The organism is Streptomyces sp. NPDC044033, from assembly GCF_056434425.1.
Map to the genome: position 1 here is coordinate 194,867 of NZ_JBWKFF010000007.1, position 19,192 is coordinate 214,058.

At 72.7% G+C, this 19,192-nt stretch carries 20 protein-coding genes and 1 pseudogene; 7 read left to right on the forward strand and 14 right to left on the reverse strand.

Going from position 1 to position 19,192, the window contains the following annotated elements:
- Positions 1–6 precede the first annotated feature (6 nt).
- From AC07AB_RS15385 to sigE, 5 genes are all read right to left on the reverse strand, one after another.
- Entirely contained in the window at positions 7–705 is a 699-nt protein-coding gene (locus tag AC07AB_RS15385) for a hypothetical protein (RefSeq protein WP_478565925.1), read from the reverse strand.
- Positions 706–821: 116 nt separating this feature from the next.
- The gene (locus tag AC07AB_RS15390) at positions 822–1,274 is read right to left on the reverse strand and encodes a sec-independent translocase (protein ID WP_478565928.1); all 453 of its coding nucleotides are present in this window, start codon (positions 1,272–1,274) and stop codon (positions 822–824) included.
- Positions 1,275–1,424: 150 nt separating this feature from the next.
- Positions 1,425–3,173: a S1C family serine protease gene (locus tag AC07AB_RS15395; protein WP_478566309.1), complete on the reverse strand. Its 1,749-nt coding sequence runs from the start codon at positions 3,171–3,173 to the stop codon at positions 1,425–1,427.
- Between the two features lie 103 nt (positions 3,174–3,276).
- Positions 3,277–4,146: an anti-sigma factor family protein gene (locus tag AC07AB_RS15400; protein WP_478565931.1), complete on the reverse strand. Its 870-nt coding sequence runs from the start codon at positions 4,144–4,146 to the stop codon at positions 3,277–3,279.
- Positions 4,143–4,910 carry an RNA polymerase sigma factor SigE gene (sigE, locus tag AC07AB_RS15405; RefSeq protein ID WP_478566312.1) on the reverse strand — a complete coding sequence of 256 codons (768 nt, stop codon included), beginning with the start codon at positions 4,908–4,910 and terminating at the stop codon, positions 4,143–4,145. The genes AC07AB_RS15400 and sigE overlap by 4 nt, the downstream gene beginning before the upstream one ends.
- A 131-nt stretch (positions 4,911–5,041) precedes the next feature.
- On the opposite strand from sigE, the pseudogene AC07AB_RS15410 reads away from it, so the two are divergent.
- Positions 5,042–5,709, forward strand: a pseudogene (locus AC07AB_RS15410) (O-methyltransferase).
- Positions 5,710–5,868: 159 nt separating this feature from the next.
- Here the strand turns inward: AC07AB_RS15410 and AC07AB_RS15415 are convergent.
- Positions 5,869–6,036 (reverse strand): DUF3117 domain-containing protein, encoded by a 168-nt coding sequence (locus tag AC07AB_RS15415; protein ID WP_003966491.1) that lies wholly within the window; start codon positions 6,034–6,036, stop codon positions 5,869–5,871.
- A 326-nt stretch (positions 6,037–6,362) separates the two neighbouring features.
- Here AC07AB_RS15415 and chcB point away from each other — a divergent pair, with 326 nt between their 5' ends.
- Positions 6,363–7,163, forward strand: coding sequence for a 2-cyclohexenylcarbonyl CoA isomerase (chcB, locus tag AC07AB_RS15420; RefSeq protein WP_478565934.1), 801 nt, complete (start codon positions 6,363–6,365; stop codon positions 7,161–7,163).
- 148 nt (positions 7,164–7,311) lie between these two features.
- Here chcB and AC07AB_RS15425 read toward each other — a convergent pair whose 3' ends face one another.
- Entirely contained in the window at positions 7,312–7,947 is a 636-nt protein-coding gene (locus AC07AB_RS15425; protein WP_478565937.1) for a DNA-3-methyladenine glycosylase I, read from the reverse strand.
- Positions 7,944–8,357, reverse strand: a complete 414-nt coding sequence (locus AC07AB_RS15430) for a DivIVA domain-containing protein (protein ID WP_478565940.1) — start codon at positions 8,355–8,357, stop codon at positions 7,944–7,946. Before AC07AB_RS15430 ends, AC07AB_RS15425 begins: the two co-directional genes overlap by 4 nt.
- A 191-nt stretch (positions 8,358–8,548) precedes the next feature.
- Between AC07AB_RS15430 and folP the strand changes: the two genes are divergently transcribed.
- Positions 8,549–9,409 (forward strand): dihydropteroate synthase, encoded by an 861-nt coding sequence (gene folP, locus AC07AB_RS15435; protein WP_478565943.1) that lies wholly within the window; start codon positions 8,549–8,551, stop codon positions 9,407–9,409.
- Positions 9,410–9,553: 144 nt separating this feature from the next.
- Here the strand turns inward: folP and AC07AB_RS15440 are convergent, their stop codons facing one another.
- Both AC07AB_RS15440 and dapE read right to left on the reverse strand, forming a co-directional pair.
- On the reverse strand, positions 9,554–10,303 hold the full coding sequence (locus AC07AB_RS15440) for an LOG family protein (RefSeq protein WP_478565946.1): 750 nt from the start codon (positions 10,301–10,303) through the stop codon (positions 9,554–9,556).
- 69 nt (positions 10,304–10,372) lie between these two features.
- Complete coding sequence (gene dapE / locus AC07AB_RS15445; RefSeq protein WP_478565949.1) at positions 10,373–11,443, reverse strand: succinyl-diaminopimelate desuccinylase; 1,071 nt, start codon at positions 11,441–11,443, stop codon at positions 10,373–10,375.
- 124 nt (positions 11,444–11,567) lie between these two features.
- Here dapE and AC07AB_RS15450 point away from each other — a divergent pair, with 124 nt between their 5' ends.
- Together AC07AB_RS15450 and AC07AB_RS15455 are read left to right on the forward strand one after the other, a co-directional pair.
- On the forward strand, positions 11,568–12,458 hold the full coding sequence (locus tag AC07AB_RS15450; RefSeq protein ID WP_478565952.1) for a VldE C-terminal domain-containing protein: 891 nt from the start codon (positions 11,568–11,570) through the stop codon (positions 12,456–12,458).
- Between the two features lie 290 nt (positions 12,459–12,748).
- Positions 12,749–13,150, forward strand: a complete 402-nt coding sequence (locus tag AC07AB_RS15455; protein WP_478565955.1) for an ATP-binding protein — start codon at positions 12,749–12,751, stop codon at positions 13,148–13,150.
- A gap of 238 nt (positions 13,151–13,388) precedes the next feature.
- On the opposite strand, the gene dapC is transcribed toward AC07AB_RS15455, so the two are convergent.
- Positions 13,389–14,486 (reverse strand): succinyldiaminopimelate transaminase, encoded by a 1,098-nt coding sequence (gene dapC, locus AC07AB_RS15460; protein WP_478565958.1) that lies wholly within the window; start codon positions 14,484–14,486, stop codon positions 13,389–13,391.
- A 91-nt stretch (positions 14,487–14,577) separates the two neighbouring features.
- Entirely contained in the window at positions 14,578–14,898 is a 321-nt protein-coding gene (fdxA, locus tag AC07AB_RS15465; RefSeq protein ID WP_030878332.1) for a ferredoxin, read from the reverse strand.
- A 114-nt stretch (positions 14,899–15,012) separates the two neighbouring features.
- On the opposite strand from fdxA, the gene AC07AB_RS15470 reads away from it, so the two are divergent.
- Together AC07AB_RS15470 and AC07AB_RS15475 are read left to right on the forward strand one after the other, a co-directional pair.
- Entirely contained in the window at positions 15,013–16,014 is a 1,002-nt protein-coding gene (locus AC07AB_RS15470; RefSeq protein ID WP_478565961.1) for a GNAT family N-acetyltransferase, read from the forward strand.
- 41 nt (positions 16,015–16,055) lie between these two features.
- Complete coding sequence (locus AC07AB_RS15475; RefSeq protein WP_478565964.1) at positions 16,056–16,901, forward strand: transglutaminase-like and tetratricopeptide repeat-containing protein; 846 nt, start codon at positions 16,056–16,058, stop codon at positions 16,899–16,901.
- 127 nt (positions 16,902–17,028) lie between these two features.
- Here AC07AB_RS15475 and AC07AB_RS15480 read toward each other — a convergent pair whose 3' ends face one another.
- Positions 17,029–18,204, reverse strand: coding sequence for a PP2C family protein-serine/threonine phosphatase (locus AC07AB_RS15480; protein ID WP_478565966.1), 1,176 nt, complete (start codon positions 18,202–18,204; stop codon positions 17,029–17,031).
- A 287-nt stretch (positions 18,205–18,491) separates the two neighbouring features.
- Positions 18,492–19,130: a response regulator transcription factor gene (locus tag AC07AB_RS15485; protein ID WP_478565969.1), complete on the reverse strand. Its 639-nt coding sequence runs from the start codon at positions 19,128–19,130 to the stop codon at positions 18,492–18,494.
- Positions 19,131–19,192: the final 62 nt, after the last annotated feature.

Here is a 19,192-nt window from a genome sequence, read left to right on the forward strand (position 1 = left end):
ACGCGCTCAGTGCCCGTACGAGGCGATGTCCTTGATCACCGAGAAGCCGAGGCCGTACGCGCTCATGCCGCGCCCGTACGCGCCCACGTGGACCCCGCCCCCGGTCGACCCGGCCAGCACCCAGCCGTACTCGGACTCCCGGTAGCGGAAATCGGTCGGCACGCCGTCCACGGACAGCGACAGCAGCGACCAGTCCGACCCCTCCAGGTCGTCCGCCAGCTCCCAGGCGATCGCCGTCTGCTGGTCCAGCCAGTCCTGGCGCAGCCCCCGCTCCATCTTCGCGGGCCAGGTGGACGCCAGCAGCCCGGAACCGGCCAGCCAGGCCGCCGAGGAGACCGAGGTGGCCTCCAGCACGCCCGTACCGTCCGCGCTGCGCCGTACCGGGCGGTCCGCGATGGTCACCACGACCGCGAAGCGCTGCTGGTCCGGCGTCTGGTCCGAGCGGAGCGACGGCTCCTCGCCGTAGCCGATGGAGCCGTGCTCGACCGTGTCGTCCGCGGCGGTGCCGACCTGCATCAGCCAGCGGCTCCCGGTGTACGCGTCGTCCAGGCCGTACCAGGGGAACGACGCCAGCAGATACCCGTCGGCGGACCTCCGGGGGCGGGACGCTCCTCGCGGCGCTTCCCGCGCCGCCGGCGCGGCCTCACCGTCGGGCGCCTCGGCCGTACCGGCTCCCTGCGCCTCTACCCGACTCGTCGTCTCCATCTGCGCGGCGCCTCCTCATTACCCCGTTGTCGCGGACGGCCCGTCTCCTCGGACGAGGTCGTCCCGGACAAAGGGAGGATAGCCATACTGGCCCGTCCCGTAGGCCATACGGGGGATCAGGTGGCGTCGGGGTCGAAGGGCGGACGCTCGTCCGGGGCCGGCTTCTCACGCTTCTTCAGCAGGTCGGGGCCGCTGGAAGGGGCGGCCGGCGCCGAGGGCGAGGCGGCCGGCGGAGCGTCCTCCTCGCGGCTGTGCACCGCGTCCGTGACCTCCGCCATCTCCTTGCGCAGATCGAAGCCGTTGCGGATCTCCTTGATGCCCAGCTCGTCCTTGTCCAGGACGTGCTTGCGCACGAACGTCTTCGGGTTGAGGTCCTCGAACTCGAAGTCCTTGAACTCCGGCCCCAGCTCGGAGCGGATGTCTTCCTTCGCGCTGTCCGAGAACTCCCGGATCTTGCGAATGGTCCGCGAGACGTCCTGGATCATCTTCGGCAGCTTGTCCGGGCCGAAAATGAGCACCGCAAGGATGACGAGCGCGACCAGCTCTAGGGGTCCTATGTCGAAGAACACCTTGCAGCTCCTTGATACGTCTGTGGCCGACGGGCCAGGCCGCCTATCACGGTACCTGGCCGCGTGTGCAGTACGGGAGACGCCCGGACCAACATCAGGCCAAAGCTCGGGCCCTGCGGGCCGTTCGAGCGGCCCGCAGGGGCTCCGGGATCAGTTGCCACTGGCGGAGCCGAGCGTCAGCCGCGCGGTGCGGGTCTGTCCGTCGTGCCCGACCGTCAGATCCAGCGCGTCCCCCGGGCGGTGACTGCGGATCTTGACGATCAGCTCCTGGCCGCTGCGCACCGGTACCCCGTCCACCTTCGTGATCACGTCTCCGGGCTTGAGCCCCGCCTTTTCCCCGGGGCCGTCCGGGGTGACGGCCGGGCCCTTCACACCCTTGGTGTTCACCCGCGCGCCCTCTCCGGAGTAGGCCATGTCCAGGGTGACGCCGATCACGGGATGGGCGGCATGCCCCGTGTTGATCAGCTCTTCGGCCACCCACCGGGCCTGATTGATCGGTATCGCGAAGCCCAGCCCGATGGAGCCGCCCTGGCTGCCGCCGAGGCCGGAGCCGTCGCTCACGGAGCGGATGGCGCTGTTGATCCCGATGACGCGGGCCTCCGCGTCCACCAGGGGGCCGCCGGAGTTGCCGGGGTTGATCGGCGCGTCGGTCTGCAGCGCGTCGACATAGCTGACGTCGCTGCCGTCCTGCTTCTCGCCGCCGGCCGTTATCGGCCGCTCCTTGGCGCTGATGATCCCCGACGTCACCGTGCCCGCCAGCTCGTACGGCGCGCCGACGGCGACCACCGGGTCGCCGACCCGCGTCGAGTCGGAGTTGCCCAGGCTCAGGGGTTTCAGCCCGGTGACCCCGGCGACCTTGAGGACCGCCAGGTCGTAGCTGCCGTCCCGGCCGACGACGGTGGCCTTCGTGGTCCGGCCGCCGTTGAACGTCACCGATATCTCGCCGTCCTCACCGGCCGGCTCCACGACGTGGTTGTTGGTGAGGATGTGCCCCCGCTTGTCCAGCACGAAGCCGGTGCCGGTGCCCTGCTCGCTGACGCCGCGCACATGGATCGTCACGACCCCGGGCAGCACGGCGGAGGCGATGCTCGCCGTCGTGCCCGGGGCGCGGCTGGTCCGCTCGGCCGGGGCCTGCGGGAGGCTCACATCCGTGATGCCGCCGTTGCGCTCCAGATACGAGCCGATGCCGCCGCCGATGCCGCCGGCCACCAACGCCACGACGATGATCGCGGCGGTCAGCCGGCCGCGCCCCCACGGCTTCTCCGCCTGCTGCTCGGGGCGCGGCTCGCCCCAGGGGTCGTACACCTGCCACTGCGCCGGGGGCGGGACCGGGGGCGCCGACGGCGGTGCGTACGCGCCGCCGTACCCTGCCGCCGCGCCGCTGCCGTGCGGGCGGTGGGGGCCGGGTGTGCTGGGTGCGCTGTACGGCCCGTACGGACCGTCGGCGGGGGCCGCCATCGGCCGCTGCACGGGCGGCGCGGGCGCCCAGGGGCCGGGGCCGCCGTAGGGGGGCGTCCCGTAGGGATCGGGGTCGTGCAGGGGCCTGCTCGGGGCGGGCGGGCCGGCGGCCGGGAAGGCGGCGGGCGGGAGGTCCGTCTGGGGCCGGCCGGCCGGTGGGACCTCTGCCGGAAGCCCCGTCTCCGGCTCTGGCTCCGGCCGTTCCGAGGCCGACTGGCCGGCATCCGGCGCGGCCGGAGCGGCGGCAGTCGCCTCGTCAGCGGCCGGGCCGTCGGCAGGCACCTCGTCAGCGGCCGGGCTCTCGGCAGGCGCCTGCCCGTCGGCCGTCCCATCCCCCGGTACGGAAACACGCCCCGGCGCCTCCGAAGCGCCGGGGGCCTGGTGCGGACGGCTCCACCACTTCGGCTTGGGCCCTGGGGCCTCGGCCATTCCGTCGTCCATGATCTCCCCACAGTTCACCTGCGACCTGGCGCGGGCCTGCCGGTCGGTCGCATGGCCCACCTGGAGATTCAACCAGGTCGGCGCGGGTTCGCGCAGGGGGCCGTCAGTGGTGGGGAGCGAACGCGGAGGCGGCGTTCGCGGTGAGGAGCTGGGTGGCCGCGTCGGGCGGCTGCGGGGCGGCCGGAGCCTGGACCGGAACGGGGACGTCGGAGGGGCCCGGCGCGGGCGGCTCGACCGACAGAGCCGGACGTACGAGCGGCGGAAGCGTGCTTCCGGGGGGCTCGTGCGCCACGAACGGACCCATCGGGGGCCGCGCGTGCGTCGTCGCCGTCGGGAACGGCGATCCGAACCGCTCGCCCGGTGAGCTGAACATGGCGGACCGGTCCCGCGAAGCCGCCGCGAGTCCGATCTCCCGCCGGGTGCCGTCGGCATTGAGCATCCCGAACGACGTGGATCCCGGCGCGTCCGACTGGGCGCTCGGGGAGTCGATGGCCGCGTCCAGCGGCAGCGCGCCGCCGAGGGCGAACGCGGCGAGCGAGACCGCACCGGCTGCGGCGAAGGCGAAGCGCCGGCCGCGCGGGCCCGACCGCTCCACCTCGTGGATGCGGAAGCCGCGCTCACGAGGCTGCGGGGCGATCCCCGGCAGCAGCGTCAGCGTCTCGCCGAGCGTACCCAGCCCGCCGTCTCTTCCCGGGCCGCCGAACGGCGGCCCGCCCCTGTCGTCTCCGGGGCCCCCGCCGGGGAGGCTCTGGAGCCGCGCGAGAAACCCTGCCGAGGGCGGCGGCGCCGCCGTCTCGGCGAACACACTCTTGAGCCGGCGCTGCGCGTCGGCCTCCGCCTTGCACTTTCCGCACGTAGCCAGGTGCGCGAGCACCCGCTCCCGAGAATCGTGCCCCAACTCCCCGTCGACCAGGGCCGCGAGGCGGTCGCCGAGATGTTGCTCGGCGGGGGACTGACCGCCTGATCCGGTCACGCGATTCCTACCTCCCCACTCAGCGGAGCCACGGTCGCCACGGCACGCTGCTCGGCCCGAGCGGCGGGCGAGCGGTGCTGAAGAGCCTTGCGCAGGTGCGAGCGGCCGCGGTGGATGCGGCTGCGCACGGTGCCGAGCTTCACGCCGAGGGTGGCGGCGATCTCCTCGTAGGACAGCCCTTCGATGTCGCACAGCACGACGGCCGCGCGGAACTCCGGCGCGAGCGTGTCCAGCGCCTGCTGGACGTCGGCGTCGAAGTGGGTGTCGTTGAAGTGCTGCTGAGGGGAGGGCTCGCGGCTGGGGAGCCGCTCCGCCGCGTCGTCACCGAGCGCGTCGAAGCGAATGCGCTGACGGCGGCGGACCATGTCGAGGAACAGGTTGGTGGTGATGCGGTGCAGCCAGCCCTCGAACGTGCCCGGGGTGTACGTGGACAGCGAGCGGAAGACGCGGACGAAGACCTCCTGAGTGAGGTCCTCGGCGTCGTGCTGGTTTCCCGTGAGGCGATACGCGAGGCGATAGACCCGTGCGCTGTGCGTGCTGACGATCTCCTCCCACGTGGGAGGGGTCCACGCCGGCGCATCCGCATCGGTGGCGAAAGTCGCGGTGGTTGCGGAGTTTGCGGTGCGGGAACGGTCAGCGGTGTTGGTCACGGATTTCGGCTCGCCGGAAGACCTCCGGAAGCGCCTCAGCACTCCCTTGCGGTCGCCGGCCGAAGCCGCACCTCCCCTATCGGCTCTGGCGGTGTCCAGTAGAGCCCCTACCATATCCACCTCGCCCGTTAGCTCCGGATAAGCATTTTTGACCTGCATTTGGTCCATCGGCATCGGCTTCCCCCACCCCTTACCAACGCCCGGTCCCATCTGCGGGTTCCCGTGGGCAGCGGATACAGTCACGGTTGCGTGGACTACGGGGACAGAGGAGAGGGCCATTACCGGCAACCGGCAGACGAGCTGGGCATTCGCGGATGCGTTCGTCGCCGAGGACGAGGTGTTGCGCTGGGCCCGTGACCGGGCTCGTGAGGCAGGTCTCCACTCGGTGTCGTCCGGCACCGGCGCAGCGCTGCGCCTGCTCGCCGCCACGGTGGACGCCAAGGCCGTCGCCGAGATCGGCACCGGCACCGGGGTGTCCGGCATCCATCTGCTGCACGGCATGCGCCCCGACGGCGTCCTGACGACGGTGGACAGCGAGCCGGAGCGGCAGCAGTTCGCCCGTGAGGCGTTCCGTGCCGCGGGGTTCGCGGGCAATCGGGCCCGGTTCATCCCCGGCCGCGCCCTGGAGGTCCTGCCCCGTCTCGCGGACGGCGGCTACGACCTGGTCTTCTGCGACGGTGACCGGCTGGAGTGCCTCGACTACCTCGCCGAATCGTTGCGTCTGCTGCGACCCGGCGGGCTGGTCTGCTTCGAGGGCGTGTTCGCCGACGGCCGCACCGTGGACTCCGCGGCCCAGCCCGCCGAGGTGCAGCGGCTGCGGGAACTGCTGCGGGCCGTACGCGAGTCGGTGGCCCTGCTGCCGTCGCTGCTGCCGGTGGGCGACGGCCTGCTCTGCGCGGTCAAGCGCCCCTGAATCGGCCACGGGAATTCGGCCACGCCGACAAGGGGCCTGCGGTAAGCGGCACGAGGGAAGCGCAGGAAGGGCGACGGAAGGCGGCGGAAATGCCACTGCCCCGCCGCTCGGTTCGCACCGGAGCGGCAGGGCAGCGCAGAAAAACGCGGGCTAAATGTGTCAGCCGACGACCTTCTTCAGGGCATCCCCGAGGGCGTCCGCCTCGTCCGGTGTCAGCTCGACGACAAGCCGACCGCCGCCTTCGAGCGGAACGCGCATGACGATGCCCCGCCCCTCCTTGGTCACCTCGAGCGGGCCGTCGCCCGTCCGCGGCTTCATGGCCGCCATGCTCGTTCCCCTTCCTGAAACCAGCTCATCGCAGCCGACAACCCAGGTGTCACCGGCATCGAACACATTGCTTCAAAGCCATTATCCCGCATCGAACGACCCGATGACCAACATCGGTCGGCATCCCTTCGACAACGCGCTCGCGCAAAACCACCCAATTCGGCGATCCAGCTGCGATACTGCGCCGCCATCGCGTGCGTACCGCGGCCTGATTCTTTGACGCAGGTCACATGTCCACGTCCTGAGATCTCCGGCATGCTGAGCGCTGAGCGCCGCCGCCGCCGGCTTCCGCGGCATGTACCGAGCCCCGACGGAAGGGATCCACCATGGCCGACACCGTGCTCTACGAGGTGACCGACGGACTCGCGAAGATCACCTTGAACCGTCCCGACGCCATGAACGCGCTGAACACGGAGGCGAAGGTCGCGCTCCGCGAGAGCGTGCGGCAGGCCGCGGCGGACCCGGCGGTCCGGGCCGTCCTGCTGACCGGCACCGGCCGCGCCTTCTGCGTGGGCCAGGACCTCAAGGAGCACATCGGCCTGCTGAACGAGGACGGTGAGCGCGGCGAGAGCCGCACGATGAGCACCGTGCGCGAGCACTACAACCCCATCGTCACCGCGCTCGCCGAGATGCCGAAGCCGGTCGTGGCCGGGGTCAACGGGGTCGCGGCGGGGGCGGGAGCGGGTTTCGCGCTCGCCGCCGACTACCGGGTCGTGGCGGACACCGCCTCCTTCAACACCTCCTTCGCCGGGGTCGCGCTCACCGCCGACTCGGGCGTCTCCTGGACGCTGCCGCGCCTCATCGGCCACGGCCGCGCCGCCGATCTGCTGCTCTTCCCGCGCGGCGTCCCCGCCCAGGAGGCGTACGAGCTGGGGATCGCCAACAAGGTCGTCCCCGCCGCCGAGTTGGCCGCCGAGGCCGAGGCCGTGGCGCGCCGGCTCGCCGAGGGCCCGACGGCCGCCTACGCGGCGATCAAGGAGTCGCTGGCCTACGCCGGCGGTCACGGCCTCGCCGAGACGCTGGAGAAGGAGGACGAACTCCAGACCCGCGCGGGGGCCTCGCAGGACCACGGCATCGCGGTCGCGGCCTTCGTGAAGAAGGAGAAGCCGAAGTATCTGGGCCGCTGACGCCGGGCGCCCGCCCCGGGCCCGGGCCGTTCGCGACGGCTCGTGAAACGGTCTCCGGGCCGGAAGGCATGCGCTCACCGAGCCGTTCGGCACCTCACGAGGCAGCTCACAAGGCACCTCACGAGACGGCTCGCTCCGGGCCGAGCGGTCACCGGACGGCCGGCCCGGAGCCGTCGGAGACGGCCTGGGCCCTGTCCACCGCCTCGCGGACGTGGCAGGCCGCCAAGTGGTCGTTCACGAGGCCGCACGCCTGCATGAGGGCGTACGCGGTCGTGGGGCCGACGAAGCGGAAGCCGCGCTTCTTGAGGTCCTTGGCCAGCGCCGTCGACTCCGGTGTGACCGGCTCCACATCGGCGAAGGTGCGTGGGGCCGAGCGGCCGGTCCGCTCGGGCGCGTACGACCAGATGAACGCGTCCAGCTCGCCGGCCGGCAGCTCCGCGGCGACCTTGGCGTTGTTGATCGTGGCCGCGATCTTGGCGCGGTTGCGGATGATGCCGGCGTCGGCCAGCAGCCGCTCCGCGTCCGCGTCCGTGAACGCCGCGACCTTCTCGATCCGGAAGTCCGCGAACGCCGCCCGGAACCCCTCCCGGCGGCGCAGGATCGTGATCCAGGACAGCCCCGACTGGAACGCCTCCAGGCACATCCGCTCGTACAGCGCGTCGTCCCCGTGCACCGGGCGGCCCCACTCCGTGTCGTGGTACGCGCGGTAGTCGGCCATCGACTCGGACTCCATGCCCCAGGGGCAGCGCGGCAGTCCGTCCGGGCCGTGCGCCACGCCGCTCATGACGTGGCTCCCTGGGCCGGGGCGCCCGGTTCGTCCGGCCGGTCGGGCTCGGCGGGGCCGGGCCGCACGCCCTTGAGCAGATCCGGGCCGCCGACCGCGGCGGCCTGCGCGCCCGCGAGGGCGGCCTCCAGCTCGGCGATCCGGGAGTCGCGCTCGGTCAGCTCGGCCGCCAGCCGGTCGAGGGCGTCGTCGGTCTCCGCCATGCGGTAGCCGCGGAGGCCGATCGGCAGCCGCAGCGACTCGACGTCGGCGCGGTGCAGCGGCCGGTCCTCGGGCAGCGGATCGGCGATCCGGTCCGGCTCGGCCTCGGTCAGCGCGCCGCCGCCACCGCCGTCACCGCCCACGACGGCGAGCGTGACCGCGCCCACCACCACGACCAGCGCGATGAGAAAGAACCAGAACACGACCATCTCCCCGCAGTGCGCCCATAACCCACCGGCCGGCAACCCATGGGCCGGCGTACGTCATCCGTCCGTCCCGATCGTGCCATGCCGCACTGACAACGGTCCCTCACGCGGGACACCACGGCCCCGCCGGGCCCGGAAGGGCGAGGCCGGGAGGGTTAAGGTCGCTGCCGGACCATGTGAGAAGGAGTTACGGAATGCTGCGGCTGGGACGGCGCGAGTTCGGGGAACACGAACCCGTGATCATGGCGATCGTGAACCGGACGCCCGATTCCTTCTACGACCGGGGCGCCACCTTCGACGACGGGCCGGCGCTGGCCCGCGTCGAGCAGGCGGTGTCGGAGGGCGCTGCCATCATCGACATCGGCGGGGTCAAGGCCGGCCCCGGTGACGAGGTGAGCGCCGCGGAGGAGGTGCGGCGCACGGTGGGTTTCGTGGCCGAGGTGCGCAAGCTCCATCCGGACGTGGTGATCAGCGTCGACACCTGGCGGCACGAGGTCGGCGAGGCGGTCTGCGAGGCGGGCGCGGATCTGCTCAACGACGCGTGGGGCGGGGTGGATCCGGCGCTGGCCGAGGTCGCGGCCCGCTACGGGGCGGGGCTGGTGTGCACGCACGCGGGCGGGGCCGGGCCCCGGACGCGGCCGCACCGGATCACGTACGACGACGTGATGGCGGACATCCTGCGGGTGACGCTCGGGCTGGCCGAGCGCGCCGTGGAGCTGGGCGTGCGGCGCGACGCGATCATGATCGACCCGGGGCACGACTTCGGGAAGAACACCCGGCACTCGCTGGAGGCCACCAGGCGGCTCGGGGAGATGGCGGAGGCGGGCTGGCCCGTGCTCGTATCGCTGTCGAACAAGGACTTCGTCGGCGAGACGCTCGACCGGCCGGTCAAGGAACGGCTGCTCGGCACGCTCGCGACGACGGCGGTCTCGGCGTGGCTCGGCGCCCAGGTGTACCGCGTGCACGAGGTCGCCGAGACGCGGCAGGTGCTGGACATGGTGGCGTCCATCGCGGGCCACCGGGCCCCGGCGGTCGCCCGCCGGGGACTCGCGTAGGCGCGGCGGAACGGCCCGGGGCCGCGCGGCCGACCGCCGGGCGGACGGATACCCGCGACCCCGCGCCCGCGCCCGGGTGCAGGGCGCTCCCGACCGCGCGGCGGACTCAATCCGCCGCGCCCGCCCTCGCGCCCGCGCCCGGGTTCAGGCTCCCGCTTCCTTGGTGACCAAGGCGATGGCCTCGTCGATGTCGTCGGTGATGTGGAAGAGCTCCAGGTCCCGCTCGGCCGCCTTGCCCTGGGCGATCAGCGTGTGCGTCACCCAGTCGACCAGACCCCGCCAGTACTCCGTGCCGAAGAGCACGATCGGGAAGCGGGTGACCTTCTTCGTCTGGACGAGGGTGAGCGCCTCGAAGAGTTCGTCCAGGGTGCCCAGTCCGCCGGGCAGCACGACGAAGCCGCTGGCGTACTTCACAAACATCGTTTTCCGGACGAAGAAATACCGGAAGTCGACCCCGATATTCACGTACGGGTTGAGCCCCTGTTCGAAGGGCAGCTCGATGCCCAGGCCCACGGAGACGCCGCCGGCCTCCGTGGCCCCCTTGTTCGCCGCCTCCATCGCGCCCGGCCCGCCCCCGGTGATCACCGCGAAGCCGGCCTCGGCCAGCCCGCGCCCGATCTGCACCCCGGCGTCGTACTCCACCGAGCCCTTGGGCGTACGGGCCGAGCCGAAGACGCTGATGGCGGGCGGGAGTTCGGCGAGCGCGCCGAAGCCCTCCACGAACTCGGACTGGATGCGCATGACCCGGAACGGGTCCTCGTGCACCCAGTCCGTGGACCCATGGGTGTCCAGCAGGTGCTGGTCGGTGGTCCCCGGCTGCATCTGGTCCTTTCGGCGCACCACTGGCCCCCGGCGCTGTTCGTGTTGTGCGTGCGCTCCTTCGGGGTTCCCCATACTGTGCTCCCTCTGCTGCGGATCTTTGCAGTTCAGGGTAGGCCCACCGGGGTTTCGCGCAGGGACACTTCAGCGAGTCAGCCAGGCGCGGAGCCGTTCCTCCGCCTCCAGTACGGCCGCGGCCGAGACGTGTTCCTCGCGCGTGTGCGCCAGTTTCGGGTCGCCGGGGCCGTAGTTCACGGCGGGCACGCCGAGCGCGGAGAAGCGCGCGACGTCGGTCCAGCCGTCCTTGGCCGCGAGTTCCGCGCCGACCGCGTCGACGAACGCCACCGCGGCCGGGTGCGCGAGTCCGGGCAGCGCGCCGGGCGCGCTGTCGGTCAGGACGACGTCGAAGCCGTCGAAGACCTCCCGCACGTGCGCGAGGGCCGCGGCCTCGTCGCGGTCGGGCGCGAAGCGGAAGTTGACGATCACGGCGCAGGCGTCGGGGATGACGTTGCCCGCGTTGCCGCCCTCGATCAGCACGGCGTTGAGGCACTCGCGGTAGAGCAGGCCGTCGATGTCCGCGTGGCGCGCCTCGTACGCGGCGAGCCGGTCGAGGATCGGCGCGGCCTTGTGGATGGCGTTGTCGCCGAGCCAGTCGCGCGCGGAGTGGGCGCGCTTGCCGGTCGTCTCGACGCGGACCCGCAGGGTGCCCTTGCAGCCGCCCTCGACCTTGCCGTCGGTGGGCTCCAGCAGCACCGCGAAGTCGGCCGCCAGCCACTCGGGGTGGTGGTCGCCGAGCCGCTTCAGCCCGCTGAGCTCCGCGGCGACCTCCTCGTGGTCGTAGAAGACGTAGGTCACGTCGCGGTTGGGGGTCGGCAGGGTGGCGGCGACGCGCAGCTGCACGGCGACGCCGGACTTCATGTCGGAGGTGCCGCAGCCCCACAGCACGCCGTCGGCGTCGAGCCGCGAGGGCACGTTGTCGGCGATGGGCACGGTGTCGATGTGGCCGGCGAGCAGGACCCGTTCGGCGCGCCCCAGGTTCGTACGGGCCACGATCGCGTCGCCGTCGCGCTCGACGCTCAGGTGCGGCAGGGCGCGCAGCGCGTGCTCGACGGCGTCGGCGAGCACTTTCTCGTCCCCGCTCACCGAGGGGAAGTCGACGAGCTGCGCGGTGAGGGCTGCGGCGTCGAGGGACAGGTCCAGTGCGGCGTGATCCATGCGGCCGACTCTAGCGGGGCTCCGGAGCAGCCCGTCCGGCCCTCCCCACAGGACCGCCTCAAGGCCGATATAAGGTCTCATCCAGCACGGAAGATTCTTATGTCTCTCCAGTAACGTATGCGCCATGTCCCGCACCTCCCCCGCACCGCGGGGCCGTTTGCTGCGTCTTGCCGCTGCTTGTGCCGTTCTGCTGGCGCTGGTCGGCTATCTGATCGCCCACTTCATGACGGCGGGTCCGGGAGCGCCCCGCTGCACCGCGGCCTCCGGCGGCAAGGACTTCTCACTCGATCCCGAGCAGGCCGTGAACGCGGCCACCATCGAGGCCGTCGGCTCCGCGCGCGGGATGCCGGAGCGGGCGGTGACGATCGCGCTGGCCACCGCGATGCAGGAATCGGGGCTGCGCAACATCGAGCACGGGGACCGGGATTCGCTCGGTCTCTTCCAGCAGCGGCCGTCGCAGGGCTGGGGCACGGCGCAGCGGATCACCGACCCGGTGTACTCGGCGGGGAAGTTCTACGACCATCTGGTCGACGTGCCGGGGTACGAGCGGCTGCCGCTGACCGTGGCGGCGCAGAGGGTGCAGAACAGCGGCTTCCCGCAGGCGTACGCGAAGCACGAGGCGGACGCCGCGCTGCTCGCCTCGGCGCTCATCGGCCGGCCGTCCGCGTCCTTCACCTGCACGACCAGCCCCTCCGACGGCAAGGCGGGCTCCGCGTCGGCGGTACGGACCAAGCTGCGGACCGATTTCGGCATGGCGCTGCGGCCGGTCGAGGGCACCGGGTCCGGCAAGTCGGCGCATACGGTCACGGTCCCGGTGCGGGACGGCGCCAAGGCGGACGGGACGCAGCGGCGCGGCTGGGAGTTGGCGCGGTGGGCGGTGGCGCACGCGGCGGCGCTGCGGATCGAGAGCGTCTCCTTCGGCGGCCGGCAGTGGACGTCGGCGCATTCCGGCGACGGCTGGCAGAAGTCCGCCGACGCGTCCGCCACGGATGTACGAATCACCACCGCGCAATAGTGCGCCGGGTCCCTCGAAGGCGGCATGCGCGGCACCGCCGAATGAGGTGTGCAACCCGTCGTGGTGACGCGTACTCAATCGAGTCAACTCCCTTGCGAATCAAGGGGTGTGACGTTTCCTCCGGCATTCCGAGGCCGCCACTTTTGCCCGGTTTTCGGCAGAGCCGATAATGCGACGCATTGCACATTCTTTACCTTGGCGCACCGCAACCTTCCGGGGACTCACGCGGTAGTCACTGCGTCCGATCGCCGGACAGCAAGCGCCCTTATCTCTCCCGTAAAAGGAGCAACATGTCTCTCCCCCTCACGCGTCGGATCGCCCGGGCCGCGCTTCTGGTCGCAGCGGCAGCTCCCGTGATCGGCGCGGCCGGTGCCGCGAGCGCGGCGGCCATGCCGAGCGCCCCGGCCCTGGGCGGGCTGTCCAGCGTCGACGGTGCCAACCTCGGCAACGCGGTGGACGGCGCCTCGCAGAAGGCTTCCAACGTGGCGGGCGACGCCGGCAGCAAGGCCGTGAAGAAGGCCGTCCCGGCCGCGGGCAAGGTCGTCGGCAAGGCCGGCAAGACCGCCCTCCCGGCCGCGCAGAAGGCGGCGGGCGACGCCGGCGGCCTCCTCGGCAGCACCGCCAAGGGCGCGACCGAGGGCGGCCTGCCCACCAGTTCGCTGCCGGTCAAGAGCCTGCCGCTGGGCAACTGACCGACCGCGGGCGGCCATGCGCGTCCGCGCGCGCATGGCCGCACAGCCGAAGGGGCCCGAGGAGCGTCTACTCCTCGGGCCCCTTCGTACGCGCGTCCCCGGGCCCCCTCGTACGCATGAAAGGGCGCCCCGCGCGCGTACGGCGCCCCGCGCGCGTACCGCCCAGAAACTCGGCGCGCCCCTTGAAGGGCGCCCCGCGCGCGTACCGGCCCGTACGCCCGGGCGGCCGTCGGGCGGGCTACTCCGCCAACCGTCGCACCGCCGCGTCCACGCGCTCGTCCGTAGCCGTCAGGGCGACCCGCACGAAGCGCTCGCCCGCCGTCCCGTAGAAGTCGCCCGGCGCGACGAGGATGCCGCGCTTCGACAGATCGCCGACCGTGTCCCAGCACGGTTCGTCCCGCGTCGCCCACAGGTACAGCGACGCCTCGCTGTGCTCGATCCGGAACCCGGCGCCTTCGAAGGCCGCCCGCAGGACGGTCCGTCGGCGCGCGTAACGGGCGCGCTGCTCGTCCACGTGCGCGCGGTCGCCGAGCGCCACCGCGGTGGCCGCCTGCACAGGCGCGGAGACCATCATTCCGCCGTGCTTGCGGATCTGGAGCAGTTCCCCGAGCACGGCCGCGTCGCCGGCCGCGAAGGCCGCGCGGTAGCCCGCCAGGTTGGAGCGCTTGGAGAGCGAGTGGACGGCCACGATGCCCTCGTACGAGCCGCCGCAGACATCCGGGTGCAGCACGGAGACCGGGTCGGCCTCCCAGCCCAGCTCGATGTAGCACTCGTCGCTGAAGATCAGCACCCCGTGCTCGCGCGCCCACGCCACCGTGCGCCGCAGCTCGTCGGCGCCGAGCACCCGACCGGTCGGGTTCGAGGGCGAGTTCAGCCAGAGGAGCTTGAGGCCCGCGGGGTCGAGCTCCCACGGGTCGTCGTAGACGACGGGCTCCGCGCCGGCCAGCCGCGCGCCGACCTCGTACGTCGGGTACGCCAGGCGCGGGTAGGCCACCTTGTCGCCCGCGCCGAGCCCCAGTTGGGTCGGCAGCCAGGCCACCAGTTCCTTCGAACCCACCACCGGCAGCACGTTGGTGTGCGCCAGGTCCCGCGCGCCGAGCCGCTCCGCGCACCAGCCGGTCAGCGCGGAGCGCAGCGCGGCCGTGCCCCACACCGTCGGATAGCCGGGACTGTCGGCCGCGTCGGTGAGCGCCTGCCGGATCACCGCGGGGACGGGGTCCACGGGCGTGCCGACCGACAGGTCGACGATGCCGTCGGCATGGCCGACGGCCGCCGCCTTGTACGGTTCGAGCCGGTCCCACGGGAAGGTGGGAAGCCGGGCGGAGACTGCGCCCACGGTGCTCTCTTTCCTTACGTCGTACTCAAACGCCTCGGTCCCGCGCGGCGGGCATGCCGTGCGGGACCGGGGCGGCGCGCTTCGTACCGGCTTACTGGTTCTGCGGGCCCAGCGCGGCGATGAAGGGGTGGTCGCGCTCGATCAGGCCGAGCTTCGAGGCACCACCGGGCGAGCCGAGCTCGTCGAAGAATTCGACGTTCGCCTTGTAGTAGTCCTTCCACTCCTCAGGAGTGTCGTCCTCGTAGAAGATCGCCTCGACCGGGCAGACCGGTTCACAGGCGCCACAGTCGACGCATTCGTCCGGGTGGATATACAAGGACCGGGAGCCCTCGTAGATGCAGTCGACGGGGCACTCCTCGATGCACGCCTTGTCCTTCACGTCGACACAAGGCTGCGCGATGACGTAGGTCACGCTGTCGTTCCTCCTCGGTAGGGCTCATCTCGCGCGGGAGCGCGGCGTCGTCGATGCCCGCACCTAGTATCTCCGTTCCCGGGCAAGAGACGCACAAGAGGGGTGGAGAGTGCTGTGGAATTCACCACGGGCGGACGGTTCGAGGTTCGGATCACCCCTGCTGATGTGGGGAAAAGGGTATCGGTGCGGCGCGTCATCGACACCAGTGGGATGGCGGAGAAATTCACCGACACTGTCGGCGTTCTCACATCCTGGGCAGGCGGTGTGCTGCGGATCACACGGAGAACCGGTGAAACCATCCCTGTGGACGAGGCGACGCTGGTCGCGGGCAAGGTCGTGCCCCCGACGCCCGCCCGGCGCCGTACCCCCGCCACCAACGCCGAGGAACTCGACCGGGTAGCCGCCCGCGCCTGGCCGCCGGTGGAGAGCGAGCGCCTGGGCGGCTGGCAGCTGCGCGCGGCGGCCGGCTTCACCCGGCGCGCCAACTCGGTACTGCCGCTGGGCGATCCCGGACTGCCGCTGGACGCCGCGCTGCACCGGGTCACCGAGTGGTACGCGGCGCGGGGGCTGCCCCCGTACATCCAGGTCAGCGAGGACACGGTGGGCGCCGGCCGGCGGCTGGCGGACGCGCTCGCCGAGGCGGGCTGGCACTCGGAGGGGTCCGCGCTCATACGGATCGGGGCGCTCGCGCCCCTCGCCGACACCGGCGCGGACCTCTCGTCCGTGGCCCTCTCACGGGCCCCCGGCGCGGACTGGCTGCGGCGGTACGGGCGTCTCACCCGGCACGGCCCCGAAGCGGCCGCGGTGCTGGGCGGCGGCCCGTCCGTCTGGTTCGCGACGGTGCCGGGCGAGGCCGGCGAGGCGCCCGCCGCGATCGGCCGGTGCGTCGTGGACGGCCGCTGGGCGGGGTTCACCGCCATCGAGGTCGACCCGGAACGCAGACGCCTCGGGCTGGCCTCGGCCGTGCTGGCGGCGCTCGCGGACAAGGCGCTGGGCGAGGGCGCCTCGGCGGCGTATCTCCAGGTCGAGGAGGAGAATGGGGGCGCACACGCGTTCTACGACCGGCTGGGCTTCATCACCCACCACCGCTACGACCACTGGCGTGGCCCCGCCTAGGAGTGTGCGGGTCCACCGCCCCGAGTGGGTACGAGGCACATATGTACGACACCACCGGCCGACGGCAGCGGTTCGCGGAGGCGGCGCGCGAGAAGCGTCCCGACCTCGCGCTGCTCTGCCTGCTGCTCGCCGCCGAGGCCGATACCGGACTGGACGAGTCCGGCATCGACGCCGCACAGATCGAACTCGACCGGCTGGCCGGGCAGCTGCCCGCGCTGGCCTCCGCCCGGCTGCGGCCGGAGCCTGCCAGATGGGCCCGCGCGCTGGCCGAGCTGCTCGGCGAGCACCATGGCTTCCAGGGCGGCCCTTCCGACTACCGCCGGCTGGAGTCCTCGCTCCTGCACGAGGTGCTGCGCAGGCGGCGCGGGCTGCCGATCCTGCTGTCCGTGGTGTGGCTGGAGGTGGCTCGGCGGGCGGGCGCTCCGGTGTACGGGGTGGCGCTGCCCGGCCACTTCGTCATCGGGTTCGGCGATCCGTACGGGCCGCACGCGCTGGCCGACCCGTTCGACGGCGGGCGGCCGCTCTCCGACGACGACGCGGGGCTGCTGGTGGCGGGCGCGACCGGCGCGCCGCTCTCCCCCGCCATGCTCTCCCCGGCGGAGCCGCTGGAGATCGTGCAGCGCATCCTGAACAACATCCGGGCCTGGGCCACGGCCCGCCCGGAGCGGAGCGACGTCCAGCTGTGGGCGGTCGAGCTGACGCTGCTGCTGCCCAGCCACCCGGCCCGGCTCCGCTACGAGCACGCCCAGCTGCTCGTACAGCGCGGGGACTTCACCGGCGGCGCCCGTGAGATGGAGGAGTACGCGGAGGTGATCGCGGCCATGGAGCCGAGCGCCGCGGAGTCCGTACGGCGCCAGGCACGCTCGGCGCGGGCGATGCTGAACTGAACCCGATCAGGGACCCGATCAGGGGCACGGTTCAAAACCCGGGCCGGATCGGCGCGCAGGGCCTTCCGTCAGCGCCGCCCGCGTGCGTTCCAGGCGTCGCACGCCCGGCCGGGGAGATGGCACAGGCTCAGGCGGCCTGGGCCTCCTCCGCCACGAACGGCACGTCCACGGCGCGCGGGGCGCCGGCCAGGCGCTGGGCGCCCTCGGCGCGCCGCACCACCAGCACCGCCACGTCGTCCCGCAGCTCCCCGCCCGTGTACGCGTCCAGGTCGGCGCGGAGCGTGCGGGCGAGGTCGGCCGGGCTCAGGTGCGTCCAGCCGGCCAGCCGCTCGCGGAGCGGGTAGAACTCCCCGGCCGCGTCGCGCGCCTCGGTCACCCCGTCCGTGCACAGGACCAGCCAGTCGTCCGCGTGCTGCGCCATGTCCACGGCCCGGCGCGGCCGTCCGGTGAGCGCGGCCAGCCCCAGCGGCAGCCCGGCTTCGAGCGGCAGCCGCTCCTCCACCTGGTCGCCGCGGATCAGGTAGTAGGGGATGTGGCCGCAGGACAGCGCCCGGCCCTCGCCCGGCGCCGTCATCTCCAGCAGCAGCGCGGTGACGAAGCGCTCGTCGGCGCCGGTGCGGGAGAACGCGTCGTTGTGGCGGACCAGCGCGGCCTCCAGGTGTTCGGCGACGTCCTCCAGGTCCCGTTCGTGGTACGCGGCCTCGCGGAAGGAGGTGAGCACGGCGTGCGCCGCGCCGATCGCGGGCATGCCCTTGCCCTGTACGTCGCCGATCACGATCCGCAGGCCGTACGGGCTCTCGACGGCCTCGTAGATGTCGCCGCCGACCCGGGCGCCCTCCTGGGCGGAGTTGTAGAAACCGGCTACGCACAGCGACCCGGCGTCGATGGGCAGGTCCCGCAGGAGAGTGCGCTGCACGGCGTCGGCGACCATACGGGTGCGGTCGTAGACGGCCTCGCGTTCCAGCAGGGCCCGCGAGAGCGACATGGCGCAGACGCCGATGAGCAGCGCCGCGAAGAAGGCGACGAGGGTGCTGGCGGTGGACCAGTCCGGCGCGACCACGCGGTACACCAGCGTCTGGGCGGCGGTGTAGACCGCGGCGACGAGGGCGGTGCCGCGGTAGGAGCAGCGGCGCGCGGCGATGAGCGGGGCGACGCCGGCGAACATGATCACGCGCAGTTGGGGGCCGGTGCACGCGTCGGCCACGGCGAGCGCCACGATCGAGGTGACCAGGAGCGCGGCGACGAGTCGCCCGCCGTCGGGCGAATGCTCACGGGGCATGGCGGCGGCGGATTCCTTCCTCATACGAGCGGGATACGAGCGGGCGGCCGGACTCGCACGCGCGACTCCAGTATGGATTGTCCCGCGCCCCGACCACGGCACGTAGGGACATAAGTCCTCACTGGCCCCGGCGCGGCCAGGGCCGGCCCGGCGTGCCCGGTGGATCAGGGCGGCTGCCCGGTGGATCAGGACGCGGCGTCGGACGCGGCGCATCGCGAGGCGGAGGAGTGTCCGTATACGGAATATACGCGGACGTTCCGGTGACGCGGCGAGGCGCCGCGGCCGTCGTCGCACGCCTGAGGGGGCGGCCCTCAGAGCCAGCCCTTGTCGCGGGCGATGCGGACGGCCTCGGCGCGGTTGCGGGCGGTGGTCTTCTGGATGGCCGTGGACAGGTAGTTGCGGACGGTGCCGGCCGACAGGTGCAGGGCGGCGGCGAGTTCCGCGTTGGTCGAGCCGTCGGCGCAGGCCCGCAGCACGTCCTGCTCCCGGTCGGTGAGCGGGTTCGCCCCGTCGGTGAGCGCCGCGACGGCCAGCGCGGGATCGATCACCCGCTCGCCGCGCAGCACGCGGCGCAGGGCGTCGGCGAGCTGCGCCGCGGGCGCGTCCTTGACGAGGAAGGCTTCGGCGCCGGACTCCATGGCCCGGCGCAGATAGCCGGGCCGCCCGAAGGTCGTGAGGATCACCACCTTGATCCCGGGCAGCTCCCGCCGGAGCAGTACGGCCGCGTCGAGTCCGGACATGCCGGGCATCTCGATGTCGAGCAGCGCCACGTCGGGCCCGTGCTTCCGCGCGGCGTCCAGCACCTCGTCGCCGCGCGCCACCTGCACGGCGACCTCGATGTCCCCCTCCAGCCCCAGCAGCGCGGCCAGCGCCTCGCGCACCATCGACTGGTCCTCCGCGAGGAGGACCCTTATGCGTCTGGCGGGCCGCTCGCCCCCGGGGTCGGTCATGCACGCAAGCGTAGCCAGCGGCGCGGCCTCCCCTTCCCGGAGCGCTGTCGGGCCGTGCGGTC

Coding starts and splice junctions, on each gene's coding strand:
- AC07AB_RS15385 (WP_478565925.1), bottom strand. CDS start 705: ATGGAGACGACGAGTCGGGTAGAGGCGCAGGGAGCCGGTACGGCCGAG.
- AC07AB_RS15395 (WP_478566309.1), bottom strand. CDS start 3,173: ATGGACGACGGAATGGCCGAGGCCCCAGGGCCCAAGCCGAAGTGGTGG.
- sigE (WP_478566312.1), bottom strand. CDS start 4,910: ATGGTAGGGGCTCTACTGGACACCGCCAGAGCCGATAGGGGAGGTGCG.
- AC07AB_RS15415 (WP_003966491.1), bottom strand. CDS start 6,036: ATGGCGGCCATGAAGCCGCGGACGGGCGACGGCCCGCTCGAGGTGACC.
- chcB (WP_478565934.1), top strand. CDS start 6,363: ATGGCCGACACCGTGCTCTACGAGGTGACCGACGGACTCGCGAAGATC.
- AC07AB_RS15425 (WP_478565937.1), bottom strand. CDS start 7,947: ATGAGCGGCGTGGCGCACGGCCCGGACGGACTGCCGCGCTGCCCCTGG.
- AC07AB_RS15430 (WP_478565940.1), bottom strand. CDS start 8,357: ATGGTCGTGTTCTGGTTCTTTCTCATCGCGCTGGTCGTGGTGGTGGGC.
- folP (WP_478565943.1), top strand. CDS start 8,549: ATGCTGCGGCTGGGACGGCGCGAGTTCGGGGAACACGAACCCGTGATC.
- AC07AB_RS15440 (WP_478565946.1), bottom strand. CDS start 10,303: ATGGGGAACCCCGAAGGAGCGCACGCACAACACGAACAGCGCCGGGGG.
- dapE (WP_478565949.1), bottom strand. CDS start 11,443: ATGGATCACGCCGCACTGGACCTGTCCCTCGACGCCGCAGCCCTCACC.
- AC07AB_RS15450 (WP_478565952.1), top strand. CDS start 11,568: ATGTCCCGCACCTCCCCCGCACCGCGGGGCCGTTTGCTGCGTCTTGCC.
- AC07AB_RS15455 (WP_478565955.1), top strand. CDS start 12,749: ATGTCTCTCCCCCTCACGCGTCGGATCGCCCGGGCCGCGCTTCTGGTC.
- AC07AB_RS15475 (WP_478565964.1), top strand. CDS start 16,056: ATGTACGACACCACCGGCCGACGGCAGCGGTTCGCGGAGGCGGCGCGC.
- AC07AB_RS15480 (WP_478565966.1), bottom strand. CDS start 18,204: ATGAGGAAGGAATCCGCCGCCGCCATGCCCCGTGAGCATTCGCCCGAC.
- AC07AB_RS15485 (WP_478565969.1), bottom strand. CDS start 19,130: ATGACCGACCCCGGGGGCGAGCGGCCCGCCAGACGCATAAGGGTCCTC.